18 protein-coding genes, 1 tRNA gene and 1 pseudogene are annotated in these 25,825 nt (G+C 50.5%); 13 read left to right on the top strand and 7 right to left on the bottom strand.

All coding sequences use genetic code 11. The features are described from left to right. The first annotated feature begins 18 nt into the window (after positions 1-18). Genes L370_RS18185 through L370_RS18195 form a run of 3 tightly spaced genes read left to right on the top strand, consistent with a single transcriptional unit; the run spans position 19 to position 11,663 of the window. Complete coding sequence (locus L370_RS18185; RefSeq protein ID WP_249431126.1) at positions 19-1,668, top strand: ShlB/FhaC/HecB family hemolysin secretion/activation protein; 1,650 nt, start codon at positions 19-21, stop codon at positions 1,666-1,668. Between the two features lie 9 nt (positions 1,669-1,677). Further along, entirely contained in the window at positions 1,678-11,412 is a 9,735-nt protein-coding gene (locus tag L370_RS18190; RefSeq protein WP_369796109.1) for a hemagglutinin repeat-containing protein, read from the top strand. Between the two features lie 2 nt (positions 11,413-11,414). After that, complete coding sequence (locus L370_RS18195; RefSeq protein ID WP_023333499.1) at positions 11,415-11,663, top strand: hypothetical protein; 249 nt, start codon at positions 11,415-11,417, stop codon at positions 11,661-11,663. A gap of 609 nt (positions 11,664-12,272) precedes the next feature. On the opposite strand, the pseudogene L370_RS23140 reads toward L370_RS18195, so the two are convergent. Beyond that, positions 12,273-12,647: pseudogene (locus L370_RS23140) on the bottom strand (SymE family type I addiction module toxin); the annotation flags it as partial. A gap of 361 nt (positions 12,648-13,008) precedes the next feature. On the opposite strand from L370_RS23140, the gene L370_RS18200 reads away from it, so the two are divergent. Beyond that, positions 13,009-13,692, top strand: a complete 684-nt coding sequence (locus tag L370_RS18200) for an outer membrane protein (protein ID WP_023333498.1) — start codon at positions 13,009-13,011, stop codon at positions 13,690-13,692. 171 nt (positions 13,693-13,863) lie between these two features. On the opposite strand, the gene L370_RS23345 is transcribed toward L370_RS18200, so the two are convergent. The 4 genes from L370_RS23345 to L370_RS18215 all read right to left on the bottom strand — a co-directional run bounded on the left by L370_RS23345 (position 13,864) and on the right by L370_RS18215 (position 17,319). Further along, positions 13,864-13,978: transfer RNA gene (locus tag L370_RS23345), tRNA-Pro, on the bottom strand. 5 nt (positions 13,979-13,983) lie between these two features. Next, positions 13,984-15,729, bottom strand: coding sequence for an ATP-dependent nuclease (locus L370_RS18205; RefSeq protein WP_023333497.1), 1,746 nt, complete (start codon positions 15,727-15,729; stop codon positions 13,984-13,986). Between the two features lie 16 nt (positions 15,730-15,745). Continuing rightward, the gene (locus tag L370_RS18210) at positions 15,746-16,744 is read right to left on the bottom strand and encodes a phage integrase (RefSeq protein ID WP_023333496.1); all 999 of its coding nucleotides are present in this window, start codon (positions 16,742-16,744) and stop codon (positions 15,746-15,748) included. Continuing rightward, the gene (locus tag L370_RS18215; RefSeq protein WP_023333495.1) at positions 16,744-17,319 is read right to left on the bottom strand and encodes a phage repressor protein CI; all 576 of its coding nucleotides are present in this window, start codon (positions 17,317-17,319) and stop codon (positions 16,744-16,746) included. Before L370_RS18215 ends, L370_RS18210 begins: the two co-directional genes overlap by 1 nt. A 132-nt stretch (positions 17,320-17,451) precedes the next feature. Here L370_RS18215 and L370_RS18220 point away from each other — a divergent pair, with 132 nt between their 5' ends. The 9 genes from L370_RS18220 to L370_RS22485 all read left to right on the top strand — a co-directional run bounded on the left by L370_RS18220 (position 17,452) and on the right by L370_RS22485 (position 23,334). Further along, positions 17,452-17,715, top strand: a complete 264-nt coding sequence (locus tag L370_RS18220) for a hypothetical protein (RefSeq protein ID WP_001630878.1) — start codon at positions 17,452-17,454, stop codon at positions 17,713-17,715. Positions 17,716-17,745: 30 nt separating this feature from the next. Continuing rightward, complete coding sequence (locus L370_RS18225; protein WP_020316738.1) at positions 17,746-18,255, top strand: phage regulatory CII family protein; 510 nt, start codon at positions 17,746-17,748, stop codon at positions 18,253-18,255. A 7-nt stretch (positions 18,256-18,262) separates the two neighbouring features. Beyond that, entirely contained in the window at positions 18,263-18,463 is a 201-nt protein-coding gene (locus L370_RS22490) for a phage filamentation protein Fil family protein (RefSeq protein ID WP_023333494.1), read from the top strand. Further along, positions 18,427-18,765, top strand: coding sequence for a DUF5347 domain-containing protein (locus tag L370_RS18230; protein ID WP_020316748.1), 339 nt, complete (start codon positions 18,427-18,429; stop codon positions 18,763-18,765). The genes L370_RS22490 and L370_RS18230 overlap by 37 nt, the downstream gene beginning before the upstream one ends. 67 nt (positions 18,766-18,832) lie before the next feature. Beyond that, positions 18,833-19,060 (top strand): DUF2732 domain-containing protein, encoded by a 228-nt coding sequence (locus tag L370_RS18235; RefSeq protein ID WP_023333493.1) that lies wholly within the window; start codon positions 18,833-18,835, stop codon positions 19,058-19,060. Further along, the gene (locus L370_RS18240; protein WP_023333492.1) at positions 19,060-19,281 is read left to right on the top strand and encodes a TraR/DksA family transcriptional regulator; all 222 of its coding nucleotides are present in this window, start codon (positions 19,060-19,062) and stop codon (positions 19,279-19,281) included. The genes L370_RS18235 and L370_RS18240 overlap by 1 nt, the downstream gene beginning before the upstream one ends. A gap of 1 nt (position 19,282) precedes the next feature. Continuing rightward, entirely contained in the window at positions 19,283-21,499 is a 2,217-nt protein-coding gene (locus L370_RS18245) for a replication endonuclease (RefSeq protein WP_032666542.1), read from the top strand. Between the two features lie 117 nt (positions 21,500-21,616). Then, the gene (locus tag L370_RS0121750; protein WP_032666541.1) at positions 21,617-22,057 is read left to right on the top strand and encodes a DinI-like family protein; all 441 of its coding nucleotides are present in this window, start codon (positions 21,617-21,619) and stop codon (positions 22,055-22,057) included. A gap of 125 nt (positions 22,058-22,182) precedes the next feature. After that, a complete protein-coding gene (locus L370_RS22485; protein WP_032666667.1) occupies positions 22,183-23,334 on the top strand; it encodes a DNA cytosine methyltransferase in 1,152 nt (383 codons plus the stop codon). Here the strand turns inward: L370_RS22485 and L370_RS18255 are convergent. Continuing rightward, entirely contained in the window at positions 23,285-24,277 is a 993-nt protein-coding gene (locus tag L370_RS18255; RefSeq protein ID WP_023333488.1) for an O-methyltransferase, read from the bottom strand. The genes L370_RS22485 and L370_RS18255 overlap by 50 nt on opposite strands. Then, on the bottom strand, positions 24,274-25,698 hold the full coding sequence (locus L370_RS18260) for an ATP-binding protein (protein ID WP_023333487.1): 1,425 nt from the start codon (positions 25,696-25,698) through the stop codon (positions 24,274-24,276). Before L370_RS18260 ends, L370_RS18255 begins: the two co-directional genes overlap by 4 nt. Positions 25,699-25,825 lie beyond the last annotated feature (127 nt).

Raw genomic sequence — 25,825 nt, 5'->3', positions numbered from 1 at the left:
AAAACATCAGCATACGCGCTGTTGGCGGCCATCCTGTTACTGGCACCAGGGATCGCACTCGCCGCCCTGTTATCACCGGCCGACCGTAATACCATCCAGCAGCAACAGCAGCAGTTGCTGGATGAGAGCCAGCGTCAGCGTGAATCGCTGGAGCGCAGCGTGGTGGTACCGCGTCCCGTTCAGCCCGACAGTACCGCGACTCCACAAGGCCCCTGTTTTGCTATCTCGCGCATCGAACTGACGGGTGCCAACCTTCTGTCTCCGTTAGCTAAAGAACGGCTGGTTGCGCCGTGGCTGAACCAGTGCCTTGATATTGCTGGCTTAAATACCCTGACTAACACCGTTTCCGACTGGTACATCAGCCGGGGTTATATCACCAGCCGCGCGTTTTTAACCGAGCAGGATCTCTCCGGCGGCGTACTCCATCTTGCCGTGCTGGAAGGAAAGCTTCAGCACATTCGCCTCGAAGGTGTGCCGGACCGCACATTGAACATGACCTTCCCCGGGCTTGAGGGGAAGATCCTTAATCTGCGCGATATCGAACAGGGCATGGAACAGCTCAACCGGGTACGTCAGCGGCCCGTTGAGATTGAAATTTTGCCTGGTGACAGGCAGGGCTATTCGGTGGTTAATCTGACCGCCACGCCAGAGTTCCCCCTTAGCGGCTCCGTCAGTTTTGATAACAGCGGGCAAAAGAGCACCGGGACCGGGCAGCTTACTGGCGCGTTGTACGGAAATAACCTGCTGGGTCTGGCGGATAAGTGGTTTATCAGCGGCGGGCGCAGCAGTGATTTTTCCAACAGCAAGGATGCTCAAAATTTTGCAGCAGGCGTCAGCATCCCTTACGGCTACGGACTGCTGGACTACAGCTACAGCTGGAGCAACTACCTCAGCACTATTGATAACAATGGTTACCTCTGGCGGTCGACGGGAGATACCGAAACGCACCGTCTGACGGGCTCCTGGGTATTGTTCCGCAATGGCGATATCAAAACCGGCCTGTCGGCAGGCATCACTCACCGCATCAACCGGAACTATCTCGATGATGTATTGCTGGCCACAAGCAGCCGCAAACTCTCCAGTGTTTCATTGGGCATTAACCACACGCAAAAAATCGCCTCGGGCGTGGCGACCCTGAACCCAACCTTTACGCAGGGTGTGCCGTGGTTGGGTGCGGAAGACGATAACGACAAGCAGGGTGATGTGCCAAAAGCCGAATTCCGCAAATGGAGCCTGAACGGCAGCTTTCAGCGTCCCGTTGCGGACAAACTCTGGTGGCTCACCAGCGTCTATTTTCAGTGGTCGCCGGACAGGTTGTACGGCAGCGAGCGTCTGACGTTGGGCGGCGAAACGTCCGTTCGGGGCTTTAAGGAGCAGTATATCTCCGGGGATAACGGCGGCTACTGGCGAAACGAGCTGAACTGGTCGCTGTTTACGCTGCCGTGGGTCGGCGATGTTGGCGTGCTTGCCGCAATTGACGGCGGCTGGCTGAAGAAGGACGGCCAGGATCGTTACGCCTCCGGCACGCTGTGGGGAACCGCGTTGGGGCTTACTGCGACGAATCGCGGGTACTCCAGCCAGTTTACCGTCGGCACACCGGTGGACTATCCGGACTGGCTGGCACCGGATCACCTCGTGATCTATTACCGTTTTTCAGTGGCTTTTTAAGGGACAGGGATGATGGAAAAGGATCAGGTTCGTTTTTCACAGCGTGCGCTTAGCGTGTTACTGAGCGTATTACTGGCAACCCAGCCGCTGCTGCCTGCGGTAGCCGCCACGATCGCCCCGTCCGGAAATACGCAGATGGATAAGGCGGCCAACGGTGTTCCGGTCGTGAACATTGCCACGCCGAATCAGTCCGGTATTTCCCATAATAAATACCACGATTACAACGTCGGCAAAGAAGGGCTGATCCTGAATAATGCCACGGGACAGCTGAACCAGACCCAGCTTGGCGGGATTATCCAAAACAACCCCAACCTGAAAGCCGGGCAGGAAGCCAAAGGGATCATCAACGAAGTCACCGGCACGAACCGCTCGCATCTGCAGGGGTACACCGAAGTGGCGGGCAAGGCGGCAAACGTTATTGTGGCGAACCCCTACGGTATCACCTGTAACGGCTGCGGATTTATTAATACGCCGAATGCGACGCTCACCACGGGGAAACCGGTGCTCGACGCCAGCGGTAAGCTGCAATCGCTTGATGTGACGAAAGGTGCGGTCGCCATTGAAGGCGCCGGGCTGGATGGCAGCCAGAGCGATGCCGTATCGATTATTTCCCGCGCGACCGAGATCAATGCTCAGCTGCATGCGAAAGAGGTACGCGTGGTCGCCGGGGCGAACCGCGTCGCGGCGGACGGCAGCGTCAGCGCGTTGAAAGGGGAAGGTGACGCGCCGAAGGTAGCGGTAGACACGGGTGCGCTGGGCGGGATGTACGCCAACCGTATTCGTCTGGTGTCCAGCGAAACAGGGCTGGGGGTAAACCTGGGGGATCTTAACGCGCGTCAGGGCGATATTACGCTCAGCAGCGCGGGGAAAGTGGTGCTGAAAAACACGCTTGCCAGCGGCAGCACCCGCGTTACTGCGAAAGAGGTGACGTTAACCGGCGACCATAAAGCAGGCGGGAACCTCACTGTCTCCGGGCAGAGCGCCCTGACGCTCGACCAGGCCCATATCGCCGCCGAGAACAATCTTCAGTTAGCGACCAACGGTACCCTCACGCAAAACGGCGGCGCGTTCACTGCGGGAACCGACACCACGTTGACGGCAAACGCCCTCACCCAGAGTGCGGATGCCCAGGCCGGAGCCGGTCGTAACCTTGCCGTGAACGCGGCAGAAAACGCGGCGCTTAAGGGGAAAAACATCGCCGGGCAGGATGCCACGGTTAACACGAAAACGCTGGAGACCGGGACGCAGCTGACCGCATCACGCCATATTACGCTGGAGGCGTCGCAGCGTGCCGCGCTTAACGGCTCTGTCGTCGCGGGTCAGCAACTGTCGGTGAAAGGCGGTGAGCTGACGCAGCGCGGAAGCGTAAGCGCCTCAGATATCTCGCTCAGCGGTCAGGCGCTGACTCAGGAGAGCAGCAGCAGAACCAGTGCCAGCGGGAATATCGCGCTCTCCACGTCAGGGAACACCCTGCTGAAAGGCAGTACCATTGCCGGAAAATCTCTTGCTATAAACACGACGAACCTGATCCACAGCGGGACGCTGTCCGCGGGGACGGATGCCTCGTTGAAGACCGGGACATTCAGCAATACCGGCACCGTTCAGGGCAACAGCCTGGACGTTTCAGGAACCGACATCACCAGTTCCGGCACCCTGAAAAGTGCCTCCACGCTGAGTATCAACGCTCGCAACGCCACGCTGTCTGGTGATACCGGCGCGAAAGGTAAAACGACCGTTATCGCGAGCGGTAAGCTGGATAACAGCGGCGCGCTCGTCAGCAATGACACGCTGACGCTGAAGGCTGCACAGGTGACAAACAGCGGCACGCTTTCCGGTGCCAGAGGGCTTGCTGGCTCAGCAGACGCGTTCATCACCACCGAAAAGTCAGTGACCCACAGCGATGGTGATCTGGCGCTGAACAATACGGCTACCACCCTTGCTGGCGAAACCAGCGCGGGCGGCTCCGTGAGCATTCGGGGTCAAAGCCTGACGACCACGGCAACGGCACAGACGCAGGGTAACAGCGTCAGCGTGGACGTACAGAATGCGCAGCTTGATGGGACGCAGGCTGCGAAAGGTGGGCTTATCCTGACAGCCACTGACGCTCTCAGTCACGGGGGAAAATCTTCAGCGTCAGCCCTGAAGATTGAAACCACGAATCTCAATAACAGGGGGACGCTGACGGCATCTTCGCTCGTCATCAGCAGTCCTGCAGTCATTAACAGTGGTTTGATCCACGCGGGGCAGACGCTGTCACTGGTTACCCGTCTGCTGGATAACCGCAGCAGCGGCGTGCTGTACAGTCCGGCGGCACTCACCCTTTCAGTTACTGACGTGAAAAACAGCGGTATTATCACCAGCGATGCCGGGCTGTCCCTTTCCGGTTCGCGCCTGTCCAACAGCGGTGAGCTGAGTGGGGCGTCACTCCTTGTTGATTACGGCACGCTCAATAACAGTGCGGAGGGCCTGCTGCTGGCGCAGGGGGAAAACCGCATCACGGCACAATCGGTGTCCAGTGCAGGCAGTATCGTGGGGAACACGCTGACGCTGAATGCCGATCGCCTCGACAGTCGCGGTCTCTTGCAGGGGGATACCGCGTTATCCGTAACCGCCGGGGTGCTGGATTTAGCGGCAGGCTCGCGCGCGCTTACGGGCGGGAACCTCACCTTTTCAGGTACCACGCTGATCACCGCAGGCCAGCTACAGGGGCAGAATGTCAGTCTCCGCGGCCACGACTGGAATAACAGCGGAAGCTCGCTGGCGACCGGCTCCCTTGATGCCTCCGCCACCGGGACATTCAGCAATTCCGGTGAACTGATGAGCCAGGGCGACATCATGCTGAATGCGGGCAATACCGTTAACAACGGCAATCTGTTATCGGCTGGCACGCTCTCGCTCACGGGGAATACGCTGCGCAACAGCGGAACGGTTCAGGGGAACCGTGTCACCGCGCATCAGGACAGTATCACGAACAGCGGCACGCTCACCGGGATCGCCGCGCTGACGCTGGCTGCTCGTCTGGAGATGGCTGCACCGCTCCTCTCGCTGGTGAATGAAGCATCGGGATCGCTGCTGACGGCGGGTGAGTTGACGGTGACGGCCGGTGACCTCAGTAACGCCGGGCAATGGCAGGGTAAACGGGTACTTATTCATGCGCAGGTGCTTACGAACGGCGGTGCGATCCAGGCGGCAGATGTACTGGATGCGCAGATCGTCAGCAATCTTATCAGTACGACGGGCAGCAAAATCACCTCAAACGGAGAACTGGCGCTCTCAGCACTGACGCTTGCAAACAGCGGGCAGTGGATAGCGAAGGATCTGACGCTGAAGGCGAATACGCTGACGAACAGCGGTGAAATCACCGGGGTTGATGCGCTTTCCGTCGCGCTGAACCAGACGCTGACCAACCAGGCAGGCGGGAAATTACTCACGGCTGGCGTCCTGTCGATGAATGCCGGTATTGCGACGAACGCCGGACAGATTCAGGGTAAAACGACCGCTATCGCTGCCGGGCAACTGATCAACAGCGGACGGCTTCAGGGTGAAGCGCTGACGCTGGATGTTTCCGGGGTGCTGAACAACACCGCTGGTGGCGTTCTGTTGAGCCAGAACGCGCTGAAGGCGTCGTCCGCCACGCTGAATAACCAGGGAACGGTGCAGGGCGGCGGTGAATCCACGGTGAACGCCACCACCCGTTTACAGAATGACGGCAAAATTCTCTCCGGTGGAAAGCTCACGCTGGCCACGCCAGAGCTGGCAAACGGTAGCGGCGGGCTGGTTCAGGCCGTCACGCTGCTGCTGGATGTGGTGAACGCCGTGAATGGCGGAAATGTCCTGGCGACGGGCAGCGCTGAGCTGCGTGGCAGCTCGCTCGATAACCGCGGCACGCTTCAGGGTGCGGATTTGGGGGTGAAATACCGGAACATCACCAACAGCGGCACGGTGCTGGGTACTGCCTCGCTGACGGTAGCGGGTGACGCTCTCACCGATACCGTCAGCGGTAAACTCTACAGCGGGGGCAACCTGCTGCTCGATGTCGCCAACTTCAGCGGTCATGGTCAGGTGGTTTCCCTGGGCGACGCGACGCTGAAGCTGGTCAATGCGCTCGTGAACACCGGTACGCTGGCCGCAGGTAAAACGCTGTCGGTCTCCTCGCAAAACGCCATCACCAACAGCGGCGTGATCCAGGGCAATTCCATCGCCCTCAGCGCGGGCGGAGCATTCACCAACAGCGGTACGCTCACCACCGGTAACGGCAGCAGCACGTTCAGCGCGCAGAATATTCTGCTCAACGCTACAGGTAGTCTCTCAGCAGGCGGTGACGTGGTCTTTAGCAGCCTGAGCGACATCACTGTTAATGGGTTTACCGGTACGGCAGGCAGCCTGACGATGAATGCTGTAGGCACCTTGCTCAATACCGCACTGATTTATGCTGCGCATAATATGCAGCTTTTCGCTGACCGTATCCATAACGTCTACGGCGATATTCTGGCAGGGAATAGCCTGTGGATGCAGAAAAATGCGGCGGGGGCGGCGAACAGTGAAGTGGTGAATACGTCCGGAAATATTGAGACGCAGAAAGGTGATATTACGATTAGGACCGCGCATTTATTGAATGAGCGGGATGGAAGCAATTCAAATACTCAGATAGTTGATTTGGAAAACCCTTCCTGGGTGGGGGAATCATCCTTTGTTGTAAGCCTTGATGATATGGATGAGGGGAGCTATTCCATAATAAAAAATCGCACGGATGTCTGGGTTGGAAGCTGTATGAGTTTTCCGACCTATCCAGGTGCGTGCAGCATGGATGAGCCTTTCTTTACCACCTCTTACCGGATTAATGATTCGGGTCAAACCAAACGTTTTGCTATTAAACGAACTGAGGTTGATGTAAGCAGTACTGGCCAGGCAGCGCGCATAGCATCAGCTAATAATCTAAATATCATTGCAAATTATCTCGACAATAGCGGTAGCAATATACTTGCTAATCGCGACATTAGCCTAAAAGGTGCGCAACTCAACAACCAAAGCTATCAGGCCAGTTCTGAGACTGAGTATCTTGTCTACACGGCATCAGCCATTAATGCCGGTGGTATAACCTATACACTGAGTGGACGTGAGGTCGAATCAGAAAATACCGCTAACGTTGTTAGGGCAGTAATACAGGCTGGCGGCAATGTCTCTGCTACCTTCACTGACGACATCAGCAACACGCTCGTCACGGCGAACACGGACGGCTTTAGCAATACGATTGCCGCCCCTACGCTGACCCCGCTCAGCAACCAGTCCATCGCCAACGGCGAGCAGGCGCAGTCTCTTGTCGAAGCAGATGCGCAGGACATCACCACGCCGCAATGGGGTGATGCGTTGAGCGACGCCCTGAAAGACATCGCCGACGGTTCATCCCTTTCCGATCGGAACGGCAGCAGCGGTAACTATCCGCTGCCGTCCGGTGATAACGGTTACTTCGTGCCATCTACCGACCCCGATAGCCCGTATCTGATAACGGTGAACCCCAAGCTTGATGGCCTCGGGAAGGTGGACAACAGCCTGTTTGATGGACTCTATGGCATGCTCGGCATCAAGCCTGGTGATGCACCGCGTGAGACCAACAGTGCCTACACCGATCGGAACCAGTTCCTTGGCTCGGCGTATTTCCTCGACCGTCTGGGGTTGAACCCGGATCGCGATTACCGTTTCCTCGGCGACGCGGCATTCGATACCCGTTACGTCAGCAACGCCATTCTGAACCAGACCGGCAGCCGGTATATCAACGGCATCGGTTCCGATCTCGACCAGATGCGCTATCTGATGGACAGCGCAGCCACGCAGCAGCAGGCGCTGGGCCTGAAATTTGGCGTGGCGCTGACGGCAGCGCAGGTTGCCGCGCTTGACCACAGCCTGCTGTGGTGGGAAGCGGCGAGCATTAACGGCCAGACGGTGATGGTCCCGAAAGTCTACCTTTCACCGAAGGATGTCACCGTTCACAGCGGCAGCGTGATTAGCGGTAATAACGTGCAGCTGGCGGGCGGCAACGTCACCAACAGCGGCAGCACCATCACGGCGCAGAATGCCCTGTCCATCGACAGCAGCAACAGCATCAGCAACCTCAACGCCGGGCTCATCAGCGCGGGCGGCGGGCTGAACCTGAGCGCGCTGGGGGATATCAACAACATCGGCTCCACCATCAGCAGTAAAACCGTCGGGCTTGAGAGCGTTTCCGGCAGTATCAACAACATCACCCGCACCCGGAAGTGGAATGTTGACGCGGGGAACGTGCATTTTGGCGGTACGGATGTGGGCAAAACGGCATCCATCACCGCGACAGACGGGCTGGTGATGCGTGCCGGACAGGATATCAACATCACTGGCGCAAACGTGTCGGCGGGCGGCAGTCTGGGCATGGCGGCGGGGAACGACATCAACCTCACCGCCAACGAGATGGCGACGAGCGAGGGACGTTCCGGGCGCAACCGCGCGACAACGGAGACGGCGTCCGTCACGCATCAGGGCAGTACGGTGACCGCAGGCGGCGACCTCACCCTGCAGGCGGGTAACGACTTGAATGCCCGTGCGGCGGCGATGGCCGCAGAGGGTGATGTGGGGATTCAGGCCGGACGCGACGTGAACCTGCTGGCGGAAGCCACCACCACGCGCAGCAGCAGCCAGGGCGGTAAGAAAACCGTTATCGATGAGTCCGTACGCCAGAAGGGCACGGCAATCGCCAGCGGCGGTAACACGGTCATTCTTGCCGGGCGGGACGTGACCGCACAGGCGGCAGAGGTGACAGCGCAGGGTGATATCGGCGTGGCGGCAGGTCGCGACGTGAACCTGAGCACGGCGACGGAGAGCGATTATCACTTCCAGGAACAGACCAAAACCAAAAAAGGGTTCCTCAGCAAGAAGACCACCCACACCATTGAGGAAGACAGCGCGACGCGGGAGAAGGGCTCGCTGCTGAGCGGCGACAACGTGACGGTGTTGGCAGGGAACAACCTGCGGGTGTTAGGTTCTGCGGTTGCCGGAGACGGCGACGTGGCCCTGTCCGCAGGCAATAACGTGGACATCGTGGCGGCGACCAACACCGACACCTCATGGCGCTTCAAGGAGACCAAAAAGTCCGGCCTGATGGGCACGGGCGGCATTGGCTTCACCATCGGCAGCAGCAAAACCACCCACGACCTGCGCGAGCAGGGCACGACCCAGAGCGAGAGCTTCAGCACGGTCGGCTCGACGGGCGGCAGTGTCAGCATCACGGCGGGCAAACAGGCGCATATCGGCGGGGCGGATATCATCGCGCAGAAGGATATCCGCTTGACCGGCGACAGCGTGGTGATTGAGCCGGGGCATGACAAACGCACCCGCGATGAGAGGTTCGAGCAGAAGAGCAGCGGGCTGACGGTGGCGCTGTCGGGGGCGGCGGGGAGCGCGGTGAATAACGCGGTCACCACGGCGCAGAGCGCGAAGCAGAGCAGCGACTCGCGCCTTGCCGCACTTCAGGGCACGCAGGCGGCGCTGTCCGGCGTGCAGGCGGGTCAGGCCGTGGCGCTGGACCAGGCGAAGGGCAGCTCGGACAAACGCAATAACAACACCATCGGCGTCAGCGCGTCGGTGGGAACGCAGTCGTCGATATCCTCATCCCATATGCAGAGTGAAACGACGACGGGCAGCACCCTGAGCGCGGGCAATAACGTCACGATAAAAGCCACCGGAAGCGACATCACCGTGGCGGGGAGCCAGATTAAGGCCGGGAAGGACGTGACGCTGGATGCGGCCCGGGACGTGAACCTGATTGCCTCGCAGGACACGCAGCAGACAACGGGTAAAAACAGCAGCAGCGGCGGCAGCCTTGGTGTCGGCGTGGATGTCGGCTCCGGTGGGGCGGGCATCAGCATCTCGGCGAACGCCAACAGCAGCAAGGGGCATGAGAAGGGCAACGGCACCTGGCAGAACGAGACCACGGTGGATGCGGGTAACCGCGTGACCATCACCACCGGGCGCGACGCGACGATTGCCGGGGCGCAGGTGAGCGGCGAGGCCGTGGTAGCGGATATCGGGCGTGACCTGACGATAGCCAGCACGCAGGACAGCGACCACTACAACAGCAAGCAGAACAGCGTCAGTGGCGGCGTTGGTTACACCTTTGGTGCCGGCACGGCTTCGGGCAGCATCAACGTCAGTCGCGATAAAATGACCAGCGACTACGACTCGGTGCAGGAGCAGAGCGGGATGTTCGCCGGCAGCGGCGGGTTTGACGTGACGGTGGGCAACCACACGCAGCTCGACGGCGGGGTGATTGCCTCGACGGCGACGGCGGATAAAAACAGACTTGATACGGGCACGCTGGGCTTCAGCGATATCAATAACAAGGCGGACTTTAAGACCGAACACCAGGGCGCGGGTATCAGCACCGGCGGCAGCATCGGCGGGCAGTTTGCCGGGAATATGGCGAATGCCCTGCTGGCCGGGGGCGGTAACAGCGGTCACGCGGAAGGCACGACGCAGGCTGCGGTGAGCGAGGGCAGCCTCATCATCCGCGATAAGGAGAACCAGAAGCAGGATGTGGCTGACCTGAGCCGCGATGCGGAGCACGCGAACGGCAGCATCAGCCCGATATTTGACAAGGAGAAGGAGCAGCAGCGCCTGCAGGAAGTGCAGCTGATAGGGGAGATTGGTTCGCAGGCGGCGGATGTTGCGAACACTTATGGAGAGACGGAAGGGCTGAAGGCGGCGCGGGATGCGCTGGCGAAAGAGGGCGTGACTGAGCCGGGAGCGGATGCCAGCGACGCACTGAAAAAGGTCTATCAGGATGCCCTGCGCGGGAGTGATGCGTACAAAACCACGACGGCGAAATACGGCACGGGCAGCGACCTTCAGCGGGGTATTCAGGCGGCGACGGCGGCGCTTCAGGGGCTGGCAGGTAGCGACCTGACGGCAGTACTGGCGGGGGCCTCGGCACCGGAGCTGGCGTATCGTATTGGTCACGGCATGGGGATCGATGAGAATACGGCAGCGAAAACCATCGCGCATGCCATCCTGGGCGGTGCGGTGGCGGCGCTGCAGGGGAACAGTGCCGCAGCGGGTGCTGCAGGGGCGGCGACCAGTGAACTTGCGGCGAAGGCGATAGCGGGTATGCTTTACCCTGACGTCAAAGATTTGTCGAAGCTGAGCGAGGAGCAGAAGCAGACGGTCAGTGCGCTGGCAACGATATCGGCCGGGATGGCTGGCGGGCTTGCTGGAGACAGTACGGGTTCGGCGGTGGCCGGGGGGCAGGCCGGGAAGAATGCGGTTGAGAATAATGCGCTGGGTGATAAGGATAAGAAGCTTCCGATAATAGATATCCGTCCGGGCTGGCTGAAACCGGGGGTTCTGGATGGGGATGGAGAGCCTCTTGGCGCAGGTGGTGGGATAGCTAAAGGTGGAAACCGTGCTGTTAGTTCCCTGGAAGGGGCGAAACTAAAAGAATACTATCGACAGGCTGAGAAATATGGGCAGGCTGGAGTTAAGGAGTTGGAGAATGGAAATTATCGCTTTTATGGTGATATGACGCCTTCCAGAACAACTGGAGAAATGGCAGGGGCCAGACTGGTTAGAGAGTGGGATCCAAAAACAGGCCAAACCAGAACCTGGTATGAAACACTCGATCATGCTGGAAATATTCGTAGTGTGGCTCCGAAACCTGTTACCAATGATAAGAACCACCATATTTTTGATGCTGATGGTAATTATCAAGGAAGGAGATAAGTATGAACGTATTTCCATCGCGTTATGAAATTGCTAGCGTAATTAATAAGTTAAAATCGGGTGCGCTAGACAGAACCAATGTTGCTCAATGGGCTTTTTCAATTATTGATGCGGATGATATTCGAATCACAGATCAAGTTGCCTGGAAAGTGATTCAAAGCTTAGGTGCTGTCGATCTTCCTTCCTCAGATCGAGATTACTTGTATGGTATTGATGATTTTGATGATTGGTTGCGATTATTAGAATCATGATGTTAGAGATTCCGGCCACCGAGCCGGGATCTTGTTTTTAATCGTCAGGCTTACCAACAATGTCCGTTCCCGTGCTTAATTATTGGCAGATAGCCGGTGTTGTTAAGTGCTCCCGGAAATCATCCTGCTACAGGTGTCAATGGTACACATGGTGAAACATATGTACCACCAGAGCAGACTCTATGCTGCCAAAAAGGTAAGAGCAAAATGATTACTGATGTTGAGCTTCATGAATTTGAACAATCCATATTTACCGGGGTAACGGTGGGTGTGGGATCTTTAGTTTTGCTGTTTTCATCAGGCGCTAGAGTAATGATCCAGTGCCCATTTCAGTGTTGGGAAAAAGATCGTTTACTTACAGGGCATGGTGAGGACTTATCAACCAGTAAGTTTTTATTTCCCTTGCTTAACCAGGTAGTCAGGAGGTGTTCTGTTCTTGATGGTGAAATATTGAGTCTATTCATTCGATAATGAAAAATATATAAATTTCTATCCTGAAAATAACGGATTTGAGTCTTATGTTATTACTACCAGTCACGGAGATTATCCGGTAATTATTTACTGATAGTGATCCCGGTACTTACGCCGGGATCTTCTTTTAAACGTCACTTACTCTCGCTTAATCACCGGCACATCACCCAAATCATTCAGCGCTCCAGGAAATGTCTTCAACCACTGCGCCACTTTCTTTTTATTGATATTCACCACACTCATGCCTTCAAGGCATCCCCATAACTCACGCGTATGTTGCGGCGTAATAACAATACAATCCTTCATCACCCGAATTTTGACAGGCATGCCTTTGATAAAACCTGCATTTGCGAGCCATTTTCCACTAAGGGGAAGGTATCGACAGTCTACCCGTGAATAAAGCTCACAACAGGCAGAACTGTCTTCCTGCGTTTCCGCTCGGGGGTGAACGGGGGCAGCATCAATTCGGTTGCCATGCGAACGGCAGATATCATTTTTGCGTATCAGATCGCGGACTAAATAAAATTCAGTAGATGATAAAAAGTTAATTATGGAGAATTCGAGGCAGCTTCAGGAAATTTAATTGTCTACCATCGCCTTACTCGGTAAATATCAATAACACCCATTTCGTACTGTCCATCTATCCTTGTAGTGCTTCCTAATCACCGTTAACATAAGCCGGTAACTGATTGAAATAGCGATGAATAGAGCAAAAATCCAGACAAATCCCTACGTAAAATTACCAGGTAAAACGCGCATTCATCCTAATAGTTTGCTCTTTCGGGACTGCATATGATTCATCTCACTGACTGTGTTTTCCTGGCATCGGCGAACGAGGGTTCGACGAGCGGAATAATTTTTCAACGGAGTGTAGATGAAGATGAAAGCTATTGCAGTCGCCCTGCCGATCGCGATAATCCCGATGACCGTTCTGGCGGCAAATACCGAGGAAGGGTATTATGGTTCGGCAAAATACCTGCAAATTGAACAGCGTGCGAAAGAGATGGATACCAGCGCTCGCCCGGGTGTAGGGCAGTTCACCGGCGGTAAAGAAAAAGAGCATTTTGGCGGAGCGGCGATTGCTGCGGGCTATCAGTTTGGTAACGGCTGGCGTACCGAAGGTGAATATACCTTTAAGCAGAAAACCGAATACACCAGCGGCTCCAGCACATTCGCTAATAGCTATAACCATCTCCAGACCGAAACTGAGCGTCTGATGGTGAATGTCTACCGTGATTATGAATTGGGCTACGGCGTGTCCGTATACGGTACCGCAGGGCTCGGCGTGAGTAAGATCAAAGCTGGCGGCTGGCAGGGCAACGCCGGACGTGTATACGCCTCAATGACACAACGCAACCTGACCTACGCGTTAGGCGCGGGCGTCAGCTATATGCCGGTTGAGCATCTGTATGTTGATTTGAGCTACCGTTATATCGATATGGGTAAGATCGAAAGCGGATATAACAACTTTACCAATGCGCGTGGCTTAAAAGATGAGCAAATGAAAGCGCACATTGTCTCTAATGAATTTACCCTTGGCATACGTTATGTCTTTTAACCTGTTGATATTGTCACTGCTTTAAAAACAGGGTCAACGCCGCGTTGATGCGGGGTTGGCTTTTTTGTTCTTTGTTGGCGTCTCCACGTTATCTTATCGCCACGCCAAAATTGTTAAACAAAAAAGCCACTCGTTAGAGTGGCTTAATTATATGATTTTACAGCTAAAATTTGGTGGCCCCTGCTGGACTTGAACCAGCGACCAAGCGATTATGAGTTCCTAGCAGAACAAACGAAAATCAATAATTTGCGTTATTTATCATTTGCATAGATTGCCATTGTTTGCCAGTGATTACCCATTATCCGCCATTTCTACCGCCACTTTATCGCCACTTAGCTCTTCAGTATGGGGCTCATCCCCAATAGGATAAATTTTCCCTGTATAAACCTCTTGAACGAAGCTATGTAATGGGATGAGTTCTGGGTCATCCATTTCCCTCTCAGATAAAAATTTAGTGACAAAGGCTGGGCCATGAAGCCCGGTCTCGGGACTGAAATTTTCAACTTCACCAACAGGGACCAAGTAAATTCCTAAGTTTTTTAATTCTTGGTTTAGTTCCTTAAAAACAGATCTTATATTACCATTCGGTAAACCTCCAACTCCGTGTTTTTTTACTTCGCTCCAAGGTTTTTTTTGCTTGAAAATTTCTTCAAGCATTCCTTTTGATATTTTTTTTGCATCGGTTTCTGTAATGGTTGTTAATAGTAACTCTTTAATTTCTGTATCATTCTTTTGTTTTATTTTTTGAGTGACTTCAGCATTTATTTGCTTCCAAAGGTTAACGATACTATCTTTTTTTTCTTTATTACATCCAAATGCTTCTAAAGCTACCTCGAATGTGTTTTTTTCTGATAATAGGTCAAAATCATAAATGGCTTTTACAGGGACGCCTGTTAATCTAAGAATTTTTGCAATACCAGAAATAGCGTGTTTCCCCCCCGACGGGACGAATGATGTGTCAGGGAATATAACGTTGTTTTTTTCCGTAAGATAATCGGCCACGAAATTTACTAAACGGCAATCACTATCATCTTCACATATGATAACTTGTTCGTGGAAAACGCTATCAAGAGCATTGGAATATTTAAGATTTGGTTTTAACCAAAGTTCTTTAATAGCCTCTTGATTAACCTCGTGAATTATATTTTTGTCTCCTTCTCTATGGATTCTTATAATCTTAAGATCGCCTTTTGTCCCCTCAAGAAACCCACGCATAATATCACTACTATGAGTAGCGACTATAAGTTGCCCCTTGACTTCCTCCGAAAGTGTTTGACCTAATCGGCGCATCTGAGGTGGATGAAGGAATGCTTCTGGCTCATCAATCATACATATATCATAATTAAAGGCAATGGCTTCAAAAAGAATACCAGCGTAGCCTTTTATACCATCACCTTGTTTATCTAGGAGAGGGTAGCTTCTCAATTTATCAATGTATTCATTATCTACGCGGTCATGGAATTCAGTAAATTCATTTCTGTCAATTAAATGAATTGGGAGCTTACTACCACCACGATAATCAAAGGCTAGATCTTTGTTGAACGCTTTTCTAAAAGTATTACTAATTTTTTCCATTAGCATACTATCATCATAAAGGATATGTTGTGGCTTGGTCTTTGGTTCCCCCAAAGCGATGCTGTTTTGTTGCTCGCAAATATTTAGCCGATCTTTTGCAGTGATGTTTTTAATAAACATGGATGCTAAACTATATATGGCGTTGCTACTTTCCCACGAACCGACTTGACCCTTGTGCACTTGGGCAGGACCAATATGATAAGTGTAATTTTGGAAGTGACTATTTTCATCTAAATAACTTATTAGATCTTCGAAAGAACCTGTTTTTTCAAAAACAACATCACTTAAAACTCTTTTTTCAGGAGTATCAAGTTCTAGTTTTGAAATTATTTCTCGTAACGTTTGTGATTTCCCACTATTGTTAGGGCCAACAATCAATATTTTGTCACTTTCATGAATGCTTAACTTCTGACCTCCTGAAAAAACCAATTCTTTAATTTTTAACTTTGGCTTAAATGACATAAATTGATCCTTATATTCATTGCATATTCAATGGGTTCAGTTTTACTGCATCATCAAGATGCTCCGGTGCGAAGTGGGCATAACGCATAGTCATTTTAATATCGGTATGGCCAAGTATTCGCTGAAGTACAAGTATATTTCCACCATTCATCATAAAGTGGCTGGCGAAGGTGTGGCGCAAAACGTGGGTAAGCTGTCCTGTTGGTAATTCGATGTCTGTTCTTTCCAGTGCTGACCTGAATGCGCCATAACAATCACTAAAGAGCCGACCTTTTTTATCATCAGGTAGCGAGTCATACAACTTTTCGCTGACAGGAATGGTTCTATTCTTTCTGCCCTTTGTGTTGGTATAGGTGATTTTATATTTCGCGAGCTGGCTTTTTCTCAGGCTTTCGGCCTCAGACCAACGTGCGCCAGTAGCGAGACATATTCTTACCACTGTTTCTAAATCTGGATGCTCATGGCGTTTGCACTCTGCGAGCAGTAACGCAATCTGGTCGTGAGTTAGCCAGGCCATTTCCATTTCTTCAGTGCGGAATGGGCGCATATTTTTCAGTGGGTTTTCACCCTTCCATTCTCCGAGGCGATTTAGCTCATTGAACACAGCCCGGAAGTAGGCCAGCTCAAGATTAAGCGTGCGAGGCGATACCTCTTTCACTCTGTTTGAACGGGCATACTCACCTTTTAACCGTTTTTCTCGGTAGCGGGAAAACATCTGCGCATCGAAATCGCGTGCGAGTGGTTCGCCCATACACTCAAAAGCATGGTGCATCGCTAACTGGCGTTTCAAGCCGTCTTTTAGTGTGATGCCATGAGCGCTATACCATGAATCAACCAGCTCTTTTAACGTGCGCCTGTCTTCCTTTTCTTCCTGCCACGGGTTTTGTACGGTGTACTGCTCAAACGCCAGAGCCTCGCCCTTAGTGGCGAATTTCTTTCTGATACGTTTGCCTTTTGCACCGTTTGGGTAGAGCTCACAAATCCAACCGCCAGCCGGATTTTTACGGACAGTCATCAATTAACCTCGCTGTATACACCCACTACACGGCCAATCGTTTTTATCTCATCTATCCCGCACTCAAATGGTACTTTGCCGCCAGCAACGTGTAACTTTTTACCGGGTAGGAGCGTCAATTCTCTGATGCTGGTAGCCCCCTCAATATCAACCAACCAAAGGCCATCAGAAAGTGAGGCATCTTGTTCTATGAAGTGCAGCTTTCCATCGGCGCGAACAATAATACCTTTCGACATTTGCTTGCTAAAAAAACCAGTATCAATACTCAATGGTGAATTTTCTTCAAGCTTTCCATCACTTAGAGTGAAGGAGTCTATCGTTTTCGGATCCGATGGAGACGGTTTGCCGTCATATTGTGAGCCTTGCCCCGTAAGAAGCCATAGTAGGCTTGCTCCGGTTTCTAGTGCGCACTGTACGGCGAAATCATAAGAAACAGTGCCTCGCGTGTAGCGGTTTTGTAGGGAACTGGCGGCAATATTGAAGTGCCGGGCTAGCTGGATTTTTTGAGTAAAACCATATACTTGACAGATTCTATCCAGTAATTCGTCGTTATTCACCTGAGTATCAAGTATCAAAATTTATTCCTTTGGGTATTTACTAATACTCAATCGAGCATTAATATCGTTGCTAATTCGGGCAATTAGTGGCAGAAGTTGGCAAACAGAGGCCATTGATTGCAAACATTGTCAAAATGGGAATCATGCAACATGGCGTCTGAAATCGCAATCATCAAAGTGCCTGCACCTATCGTTACTCTGCAACAATTCGCAGAGCTTGAGGGTGTTTCTGAACGTACCGCTTACCGCTGGACAACCGGCGACAACCCTTGTGTACCAATCGAACCCCGCACCATCCGTAAGGGCTGCAAGAAAGCAGGTGGCCCGATTCGTATTTATTACGCCCGCTGGAAAGAAGAGCAGTTGCGAAAGGCGTTGGGTCATTCCCGTTTTCAACTCGTCATCGGCGCTTAATTCACTTTATGTGAATTGTAAGGATGCAACATGTTTGATTTTCAGGTTTCCAAACATCCCCACTATGACGAAGCATGCCGCGCTTTTGCGCAGCGTCATAATATGGCGAAGCTGGCCGAGCGTGCGGGTATGAATGTTCAGACGTTACGTAACAAGCTCAACCCGGAACAGCCTCACCAGTTCACGCCGCCTGAATTGTGGTTGCTGACTGACCTGACCGAAGACTCAACCCTCGTTGATGGTTTTCTGGCGCAGATTCATTGCCTGCCATGCGTGCCGGTTAATGAGCTGGCTAAAGACAAATTGCAGTCCTACGTCATGCGCGCAATGCGTGAACTCGGCGAACTGGCGAGCGGTGCGGTATCTGATGAACGTCTGACCTCTGCCCGTAAGCACAACATGATTGAAAGCGTTAACGCTGGCATTCGCATGTTGTCGTTGTCGGCGCTGGCGCTGCATGCGCGTCTGCAGACTAATCCCGCTATGTCGAGCGTGGTCGATACCATGAGCGGTATTGGCGCATCGTTCGGACTGATTTGAGGTGCGTATGCTGAAAAGTGAACCGTCATTCGCGTCTCTGCTCGTTAAGCAAGGCCCCGGCATGCACTACGGCCACGGCTGGATCGCAGGTAAGGACGGCAAGCGCTGGCACCCGAGCCGCTCACAGGCTGATTTACTGGCTGGCCTCTCTACTCAAAAGCAGGGGGAATCATGGCTATCGAAGCTGTTTCCGCGACTGTTCCGCTGAAAGCGGGTGAACGTCTGGCCGGTCTCAATCATGTGGCTGAATTGCGCGCGAAATATTGGGGCGATAGCTGGAAAGAGGTTGAGCGTTTTGTCGATGATATGCGCGATAAACGTGACCCACAATTTGAAGAAAATAATCGGGCGCTGGCCGCTATTTTCTTTCTGGCAAAAATACCGGCGGCTCGTCATGAGCTCGAATTAAGTGAACTGACTACTGACGAGAAAAAAGCGCTTATTACAGCGATGAATCATTTTCGTGCAGTAGTGAGCTTATTTCCCAAACGGCTAACCATGCCGAATTAATCCAATCAGAAATTTAATGGCGTAAACCCGCCGGGTTTCTTATTGCCCGAAATCAGGAGAGTCAATTATGCGTAATACCGTAACCCGTAGTTTTAACACTGATAGCGATGCGCTGGCCGTATTGCTGACCGATGCCAAAAAAGAAGAGCGTAAAGACCGCGCGCTCGCTGTTTCAATCCGTCTTGAGGCGCTGGCTATCCATATCACTAAAGAGGGGATGAGCGGTACCGAAGCTGCTGAACTGCTGCGCCGTGAAGCAACCCGCTTTGAGAATGAATCACAGGAGTTGCACTAATGGCCGACGCAATGGATTTGGCACAACTGCGCGAGCAGGAAGACCGCGGACGCCACATCAGCAATGCCCGCAGCCGTATCGCTGCGCCTTCTCATTTCCTCTGCGAGGAATGTGACGCACCAATCCCGGAAGCTCGCCGCATTGCGATTCCGGGTGTGGCCTTTTGCGTGACCTGCCAGCAAGTCGCCGAGCTCAAACTAAAACACTATCGAGGGGTATGAATTGGCTGTTCAATTCGCTTTTCCGTGGAATGCCCCACGGTCGGCAATAGCCAGCCCATATCTTACCTATGACCAACAGTATCGCCGCGACCGTATGTTCGCGGCTTTGCTGCATGCGAGAAAGGTGCTTTCTCTCCAGCCAGAATGCGTGCGTTTTGACGTTTATCGAACCGCTGCTGTGCTGGAGCAAAATCAGGGCAGCCAACGAGCCAATGCCTTTTTAATCAGCTTCTGCAAAAAGGCATTGCCACGTCTTGAACTGGTCGCAAAAAAATACGAGTGCGCGGGTATCAACAGCAATGTATCAACCGCTGTTTTTGGTGGTCATTTTGATACCCAGCTTATGCAATATCTGGCGTCACGCATGGTTAATATGGTCGCCAGATATAACCGCCTCCCTGATATGTCGCGTGCCGATATTGACCTGCTGGCCGCTGATATCGCCAATTTCATTCGCGCTGAACTGGCTGACATTGATGACACCGGATTTAGCGAGCTTAAAACGCTGTACACCTGGTACATGCGAGCCGGTTTCATTTCCCTGCAATTCAACGTTACCCCGCCGCATTGGGAGCGGGTGACAAAGAAATATGTAGGTGAGGATGAAATTGCCCCGGCCATCACCCGCATGTTTAATGAAGTTTGGTGGCGTGGCCGCTTGCGTCGCATTGCGGCTGCATGGCGCGAACATCTGCACATTGCCGCTGGCAACGTCAGCAAGAAAAGACATGTCTACGCGAGTAAAAACTGCGTGACCGACTGGCGCGAGCAGAAGCGCCGCACGCGTGAATTTCTCAAGGGGCTGGATCTCGAAGACGAAGACGGCAACCGCATCAGCCTGATTGAAAAATATGATGGCTCGGTCGCTAACCCTGCGATACGTCGCTGCGAGCTGATGACCCGCATCCGTGGGTTTGAAAATATCTGCAATGAGCTCGGTTATGTCGGTGAGTTTTATACCCTGACCGCGCCGTCAAAATATCACGCCACAACTAAGGCGGGATACCGTAACACCAAATGGAAAGGAGCCAGCCCGTCAGATACGCAGAATTATCTCACCGGCATTTGGGCGCGCATTCGTGCCAAGCTGTACCGGGAAGAAATCCGCATTTTTGGTATCCGTGTTGCTGAACCTCATCACGACGGGACGCCTCACTGGCACATGCTTATGTTTATGCTGCCGAAAGACGTTGAGCGCGTGCGCCTCATCATTCGCGATTACGCGTGGGAGGAAGACCACCACGAGTTGAGAAGCGACAAAGCCAAAAAGGCGCGTTTTCATGCCGAGGCCATTGACCCGGAAAAGGGCTGTGCTACCGGCTATGTGGCTAAATACATTTCAAAAAATATTGACGGTTATGCTCTGGATGGTGAAACCGATGATGAAAGCGGTGAACAGCTAAAAGAGACCGCTCCAGCCGTATCAGCATGGGCGGCGCGCTGGCACATCCGTCAATTCCAGTTTATCGGCGGTGCGCCGGTGACGGTCTACCGTGAGTTGCGCCGCCTCGCTGATACAGAGACCGCAAACGGCCTGAGCGTTGAGTTTGCAGCCGTCCATGATGCCGCTGACGCCGGTGACTGGGCTGGTTACGTTAATGCGCAGGGTGGTCCGTTCGTCCGTCGCGATGATTTGCAGGTGCGCACGCTGTATGAACCGCGCGCCGAGTTTAACCAGTATGGCGAGGAAACCGTCTGCATCCGTGGCGTGTATGATTCCGCTATTGGTGCTGGCACCCCTATTTTAACCCGTCTCACGCAATGGAAAATTGTGCCGAAGCGTGCCGTTGATTTGGCCGTTGACCTTAAGGGCGCTCCTGCGCCCTCTCGGAGTTCTGTCAATAACTGTACGGGAAGCGAAAGCGATCCACCGATACTGGATTTATCGAAACCACTCTGTAGGCGTGAAAGACGAGAGCTGACGAACCGACTCAGAAAGCAAAAGCCAGCAATACGGCGAAAATTCATTCACGGAACTGATGAGCAATATGCAGCTATAGCAAAAACCATCGACGAGATACACCTGACAACCGGGACTATCATCAGCCGGGGTGAAGCCCTGCACCTGATGTCAGGTGGTAAAAGTTGCTTTAACGGAAAATGGTTGCATGGAACGGTCAATGGAGAGGTGTTTTCCGCACCCCCTTCACATCAGGCGCAAGCCCGTAAAATCCTCAGGCGCGTTGCGGCTTTAGCTGAAATGACAACGAAAGTTTAACCGATAATACTCATCCGTATCATGTACATACAGTGTGTTTGGTTGCGATTTTTACTTCCCAAATTTTGCCAATACGTGCTACTGTATGTATATACAGTATCTCGTAGGGGAGGTTGTGTGGATAGAAAACTAAACGAGCACGTTATGATTGAGCGGGTCGAAATGATTGCGCGCCTGACGGCTGAGGGTGCATGTCAGGAAAGAGATCGTGAAATTGCTTTGAATCTAATTGCGGAAATAGCAAGAGGCAACCTAATGAAAAATAATAATTTTTCTGTTGTTTTTTCCGAGCCGCCTGTTGATGAGATCGTTGCAAAAGAGGGCAAAGTGAAAGTAAATATCACGTTGGATAAAGACCAAAAAATAGGCCAGCCGGTAATTGAGGCTTTTCAGTGCGAATTGACCAGACGAATACAGTCTGTTTTCCCGTCAACGCGCGTTACGGTTAAAAAGGAATCCATGACCGGTGTCGAGATTATGGGGTTCGATAAGGATTCAGACAGCGAAGCGCTGGATGGTATCCTTCAGGAAGTATGGGAAGATGGGAGCTGGAGTTAGTATGAGCAAAATGTGTAATCTGACGAGCCATCGAACATGAATGGAATGACTATCTGTAGCAAAAAGCTAAAGTAATGGTAGAATACAGGATCTTTAATTGGATTAGTAAGCATGGTTATCTTAATATGAATGTAGTTGATTTATTCTCAGGGGTAGGCGGTTTAAGCTTGGGAGCTGCACGTGCGGGCTTTAACTTAGCTGGAGCCGTTGAAATAGATAAACATGCGATTTTTTCTCATCAATTAAATTTTCCAAACGCTGCACACCTCAAAAAGGATGTGAGTAAACTTTCTGCACAAGATATATTAGCGGCATGTAATGTCAAAGAAATAGACTGTATCATTGGTGGACCACCATGCCAAGGATTCAGTTCTATAGGTAAAGGAAATGCTGATGATACAAGAAACGAGTTATATATTCATTTCTTTCGTCTTGTAAATGAGCTATCGCCAATTTGTTTTTTAGCGGAAAATGTACCGGGTATTATGAATGAAAAATATGATCCCGTAAGAGAAAAAGCATTCTCGTTAGTGAGCGATCGATATTGTTTATTACAACCGATTAAAGTCAACGCTTCAAATTATGGAGCGCCAACAACGAGAACGCGTATATTTTTTATTGGTTTTAGAAAGGACTACGCAATCCAATTAAAGGAATCCGATTTCTTTCCAAAAAATATAATTGAGCAAGTGTTTGTTAAAGATGCTTTATATGGTCTGCCAAGAATAATAAAGAAAGAATGGCAGAATGAATCACAAGGTTGGAGAAAAGTCAAAATGGACAGGGAGGGTGAATTCTATAAAAGGCTTTGGGGACATATTCCTAGCAATGTAGGAGATGCTGAATCATTAAAAAACTTAAAGAATGGGCTAGTATCCGGTTTTTTGGGCACTGTACACACAGACGAAATAATTAAAAGATATGGAAATCTTTCCTTTGGGGAAACAGATAAGATCTCAAGATCCCAACGCCTTAATCCAAATGGATTTTGCCCAACATTGAGAGCAGGAACTGGAAGCGATAAAGGTAGCTACCAAGCTGTACGCCCTATTCATCCTACTCAGGCTCGTGTTATTACGCCCCGAGAGGCTGCTAGGCTACAAGGGTTCCCTGATTGGTTCCGATTTCATCCTACGAAATGGCATAGCTTTAGACAGATAGGTAATAGCGTTAGCCCGTTAGTTGCTGAAGCTATGCTATTACCTATATATCAGTATTGCTTGAATGTTAAAAAAGAACTTTTGAATACCACGGCACGACCTTGTAGTATTCAATAAAATTATTGAGATCTATATCGGCTCCTGCTGCATTGGAGCCTATATAGAAGCCTAAGTCTTCACAGATACTTTCTACTGTAGCCTCAGGTAATAAAGACTCAATATGAATTCTTTCTTTTAAAGACATTGCAGGAACGTTAATATCTTTTGGTTTACGCCACTCTCCTGCATAAAATGGCCAATTTCTTATTCTCGACGAATCAATAAATTTTGCTTCCTCTTCATCTGAATTATCTAAAACAATAGCCGTTAAAGTGACCATCTGTTGCCCATCTTTATACACGAAAGATGTTAGAGGATGGATTCTTATATCATTACGTCCTCTTAACCCGTTCCCAACAGCTCGTTTCAATGCGTTAATAAGTAATGTTGGATATCTCTTAAGTCCAACATCTTCCTCAGTTGAGTCTATAGGCATGAAACTTTCCGTTAAAATTTCATTTATCTTCCTAAATCTGTAGGGCCTTGGATCTCTTTCGTTTGGATCTTTTCCTAATGTTTCAGGATGTGCATTCAATGTAATCTTGAATATATCTTTTGGTTTTAATTTGGTAATTAAATTAACGACTTCATTTAACTGAGAATTAAGGCCTGATGGCATTGCATAATCTAACCAAATTATAGTTTTTTCATCGAAATCATAGCGATTAATAAAGTCGCCACTCATTTCAGGCTCTTCACCTAAGTTAATACAAGATAATGGTTTATTAAACTGTTGACGGCGATGAACATTTTCATCACCTTCAATAGATATCATCTTATTCACTTTTAAAAGGTTATGAACTTGTTTAAAATCTTCGAGGAATGGTCCTCCAAACCCAATATAAATATATTCGGATATGTTGGTATAATTATTCAGTCTTCTCAAGGTCTCTATAAATAGATTCCTTTCAATGGCTTTATTTTGCCTTAAATGATATGGGATACTTCCACCAGTACTCATTGTTTAGCCTTTTTTAAAAATTCATCAAAGCAGAACTGACCAACTTCAGTTGGTGGCTGAGTCGCATCTTCAAAGATAAATTCTGAGACCAGTTTTATTTCACTATGTCGACGACTAAATTTTATCTGGCGTAAAGGATCTGTTTCTCGTGGCATAGGAAGTTTAGGTTTGAAAACTTGACCTCCGATAGAACGACGTACTGTAGACCATTTTTCCTGCGGAATTGATTTTGTGAAATCAGTTTCAGTTGTTGAAACTAGGCTTGAAGCAGTACTTATAATCTGCTTTCTTTCTTCATTATTAGTTTTCCATTTGTAGGTGAAATCTGTAAAGAATTTAAGTCCTTCTCTCATAAAATCTTTTGTAGATAAATATAATTCTGAATTGCCATCAACACCACGTTTAGTTGTCGTTATAGGTAACAACTCAGCATTTGATGATGTAAATATAACAACACCAGAAATACCAATGAACTGGGTGTGATATTGAGGCACTCCTGCCTCCCCCCATCCAGTCAGTTTTGATTTGTCTGCATGAAGAACTACGCGATCATTGCAGATTATCGTCCAGCCTGCTTTTTCTGTAGTTGAACGGCCTGACAATAAATTATCTTCTTCCTCATCACTCGGTAAATTACGATAAAAGCCAACTGCAACTTTTATTGATACACCATTGGATTCATTTTTGTATATATATGGTGCGATGCCGTCAGTATTATCTTTAATCGAGCTTTCATCAAAAATTAGCGTTGTGCTATTGGGTTTGACAATTTTATCGTTTATTTTAACTTCGAAGCCTTTCTTTATTATAAGACTGTAATGATTTGCTATAATGTTTATTAAATCGCTTTCAAAATCACGATCTTTTGATAATGATGCTTTAATATCGTTTCTTAAGTTATTTATGGTTATGCTAACACCTGTTTCTTTTAAATCGACATCATTTCTCTCTAGCTCTAATGACCAATCATTGTCATCAGTCATCCAATCTGGTGTTATATTGACAGAAAATTGTTCCGCATCTGTTTTGCTTAAAATTTGAGCGGATGTTCCCATCTTGAATATGGCACGTTTCATACCTATACCATATACGCCGATAGTTGGAAGGTCTTCTGCTTCCCTTTCTGAAGGTCTCCCTAGTCTAAACGCATAATTTTCTGCAAGATTACCAGGGATCCCCCCACAGTTATCAACTATTTTAAAACAATTTTCATCAAACTCGATGTGTGCATGGTAACCTTTGTATACATCTGATTTTCCGAAAGTTTGTTCTGGAGTGAAGTTGTTCTTACGTAAAACCCCATCCAAACAGTTATCAAGTAAATCCAATATAGAGTCAGATAATTCAATATCTCGAGTAAGCATTTCCACAAAAAATCTTTTGGCTGGAAAAGCTGTGATTTTAACATTTGACGAAACCATAATTTATCCCTTCTACACTCATGCCCAAGTGTTGGGCACAATGGCTATGTGTCACTACAGAAGTATTAATAAAACTTAATAACTCATGAGTGATTTTGCATCAAAATGCATGCAAAAAAAAGTTGTC

This window comes from Enterobacter sp. MGH 24 (genome assembly GCF_000493015.1).
In the GTDB taxonomy this organism is placed as follows: Bacteria; Pseudomonadota; Gammaproteobacteria; order Enterobacterales; family Enterobacteriaceae; genus Enterobacter.
Note: the sequence above shows the minus strand (reverse complement) of the source record. Positions and strands in the feature narration are given on the sequence as shown.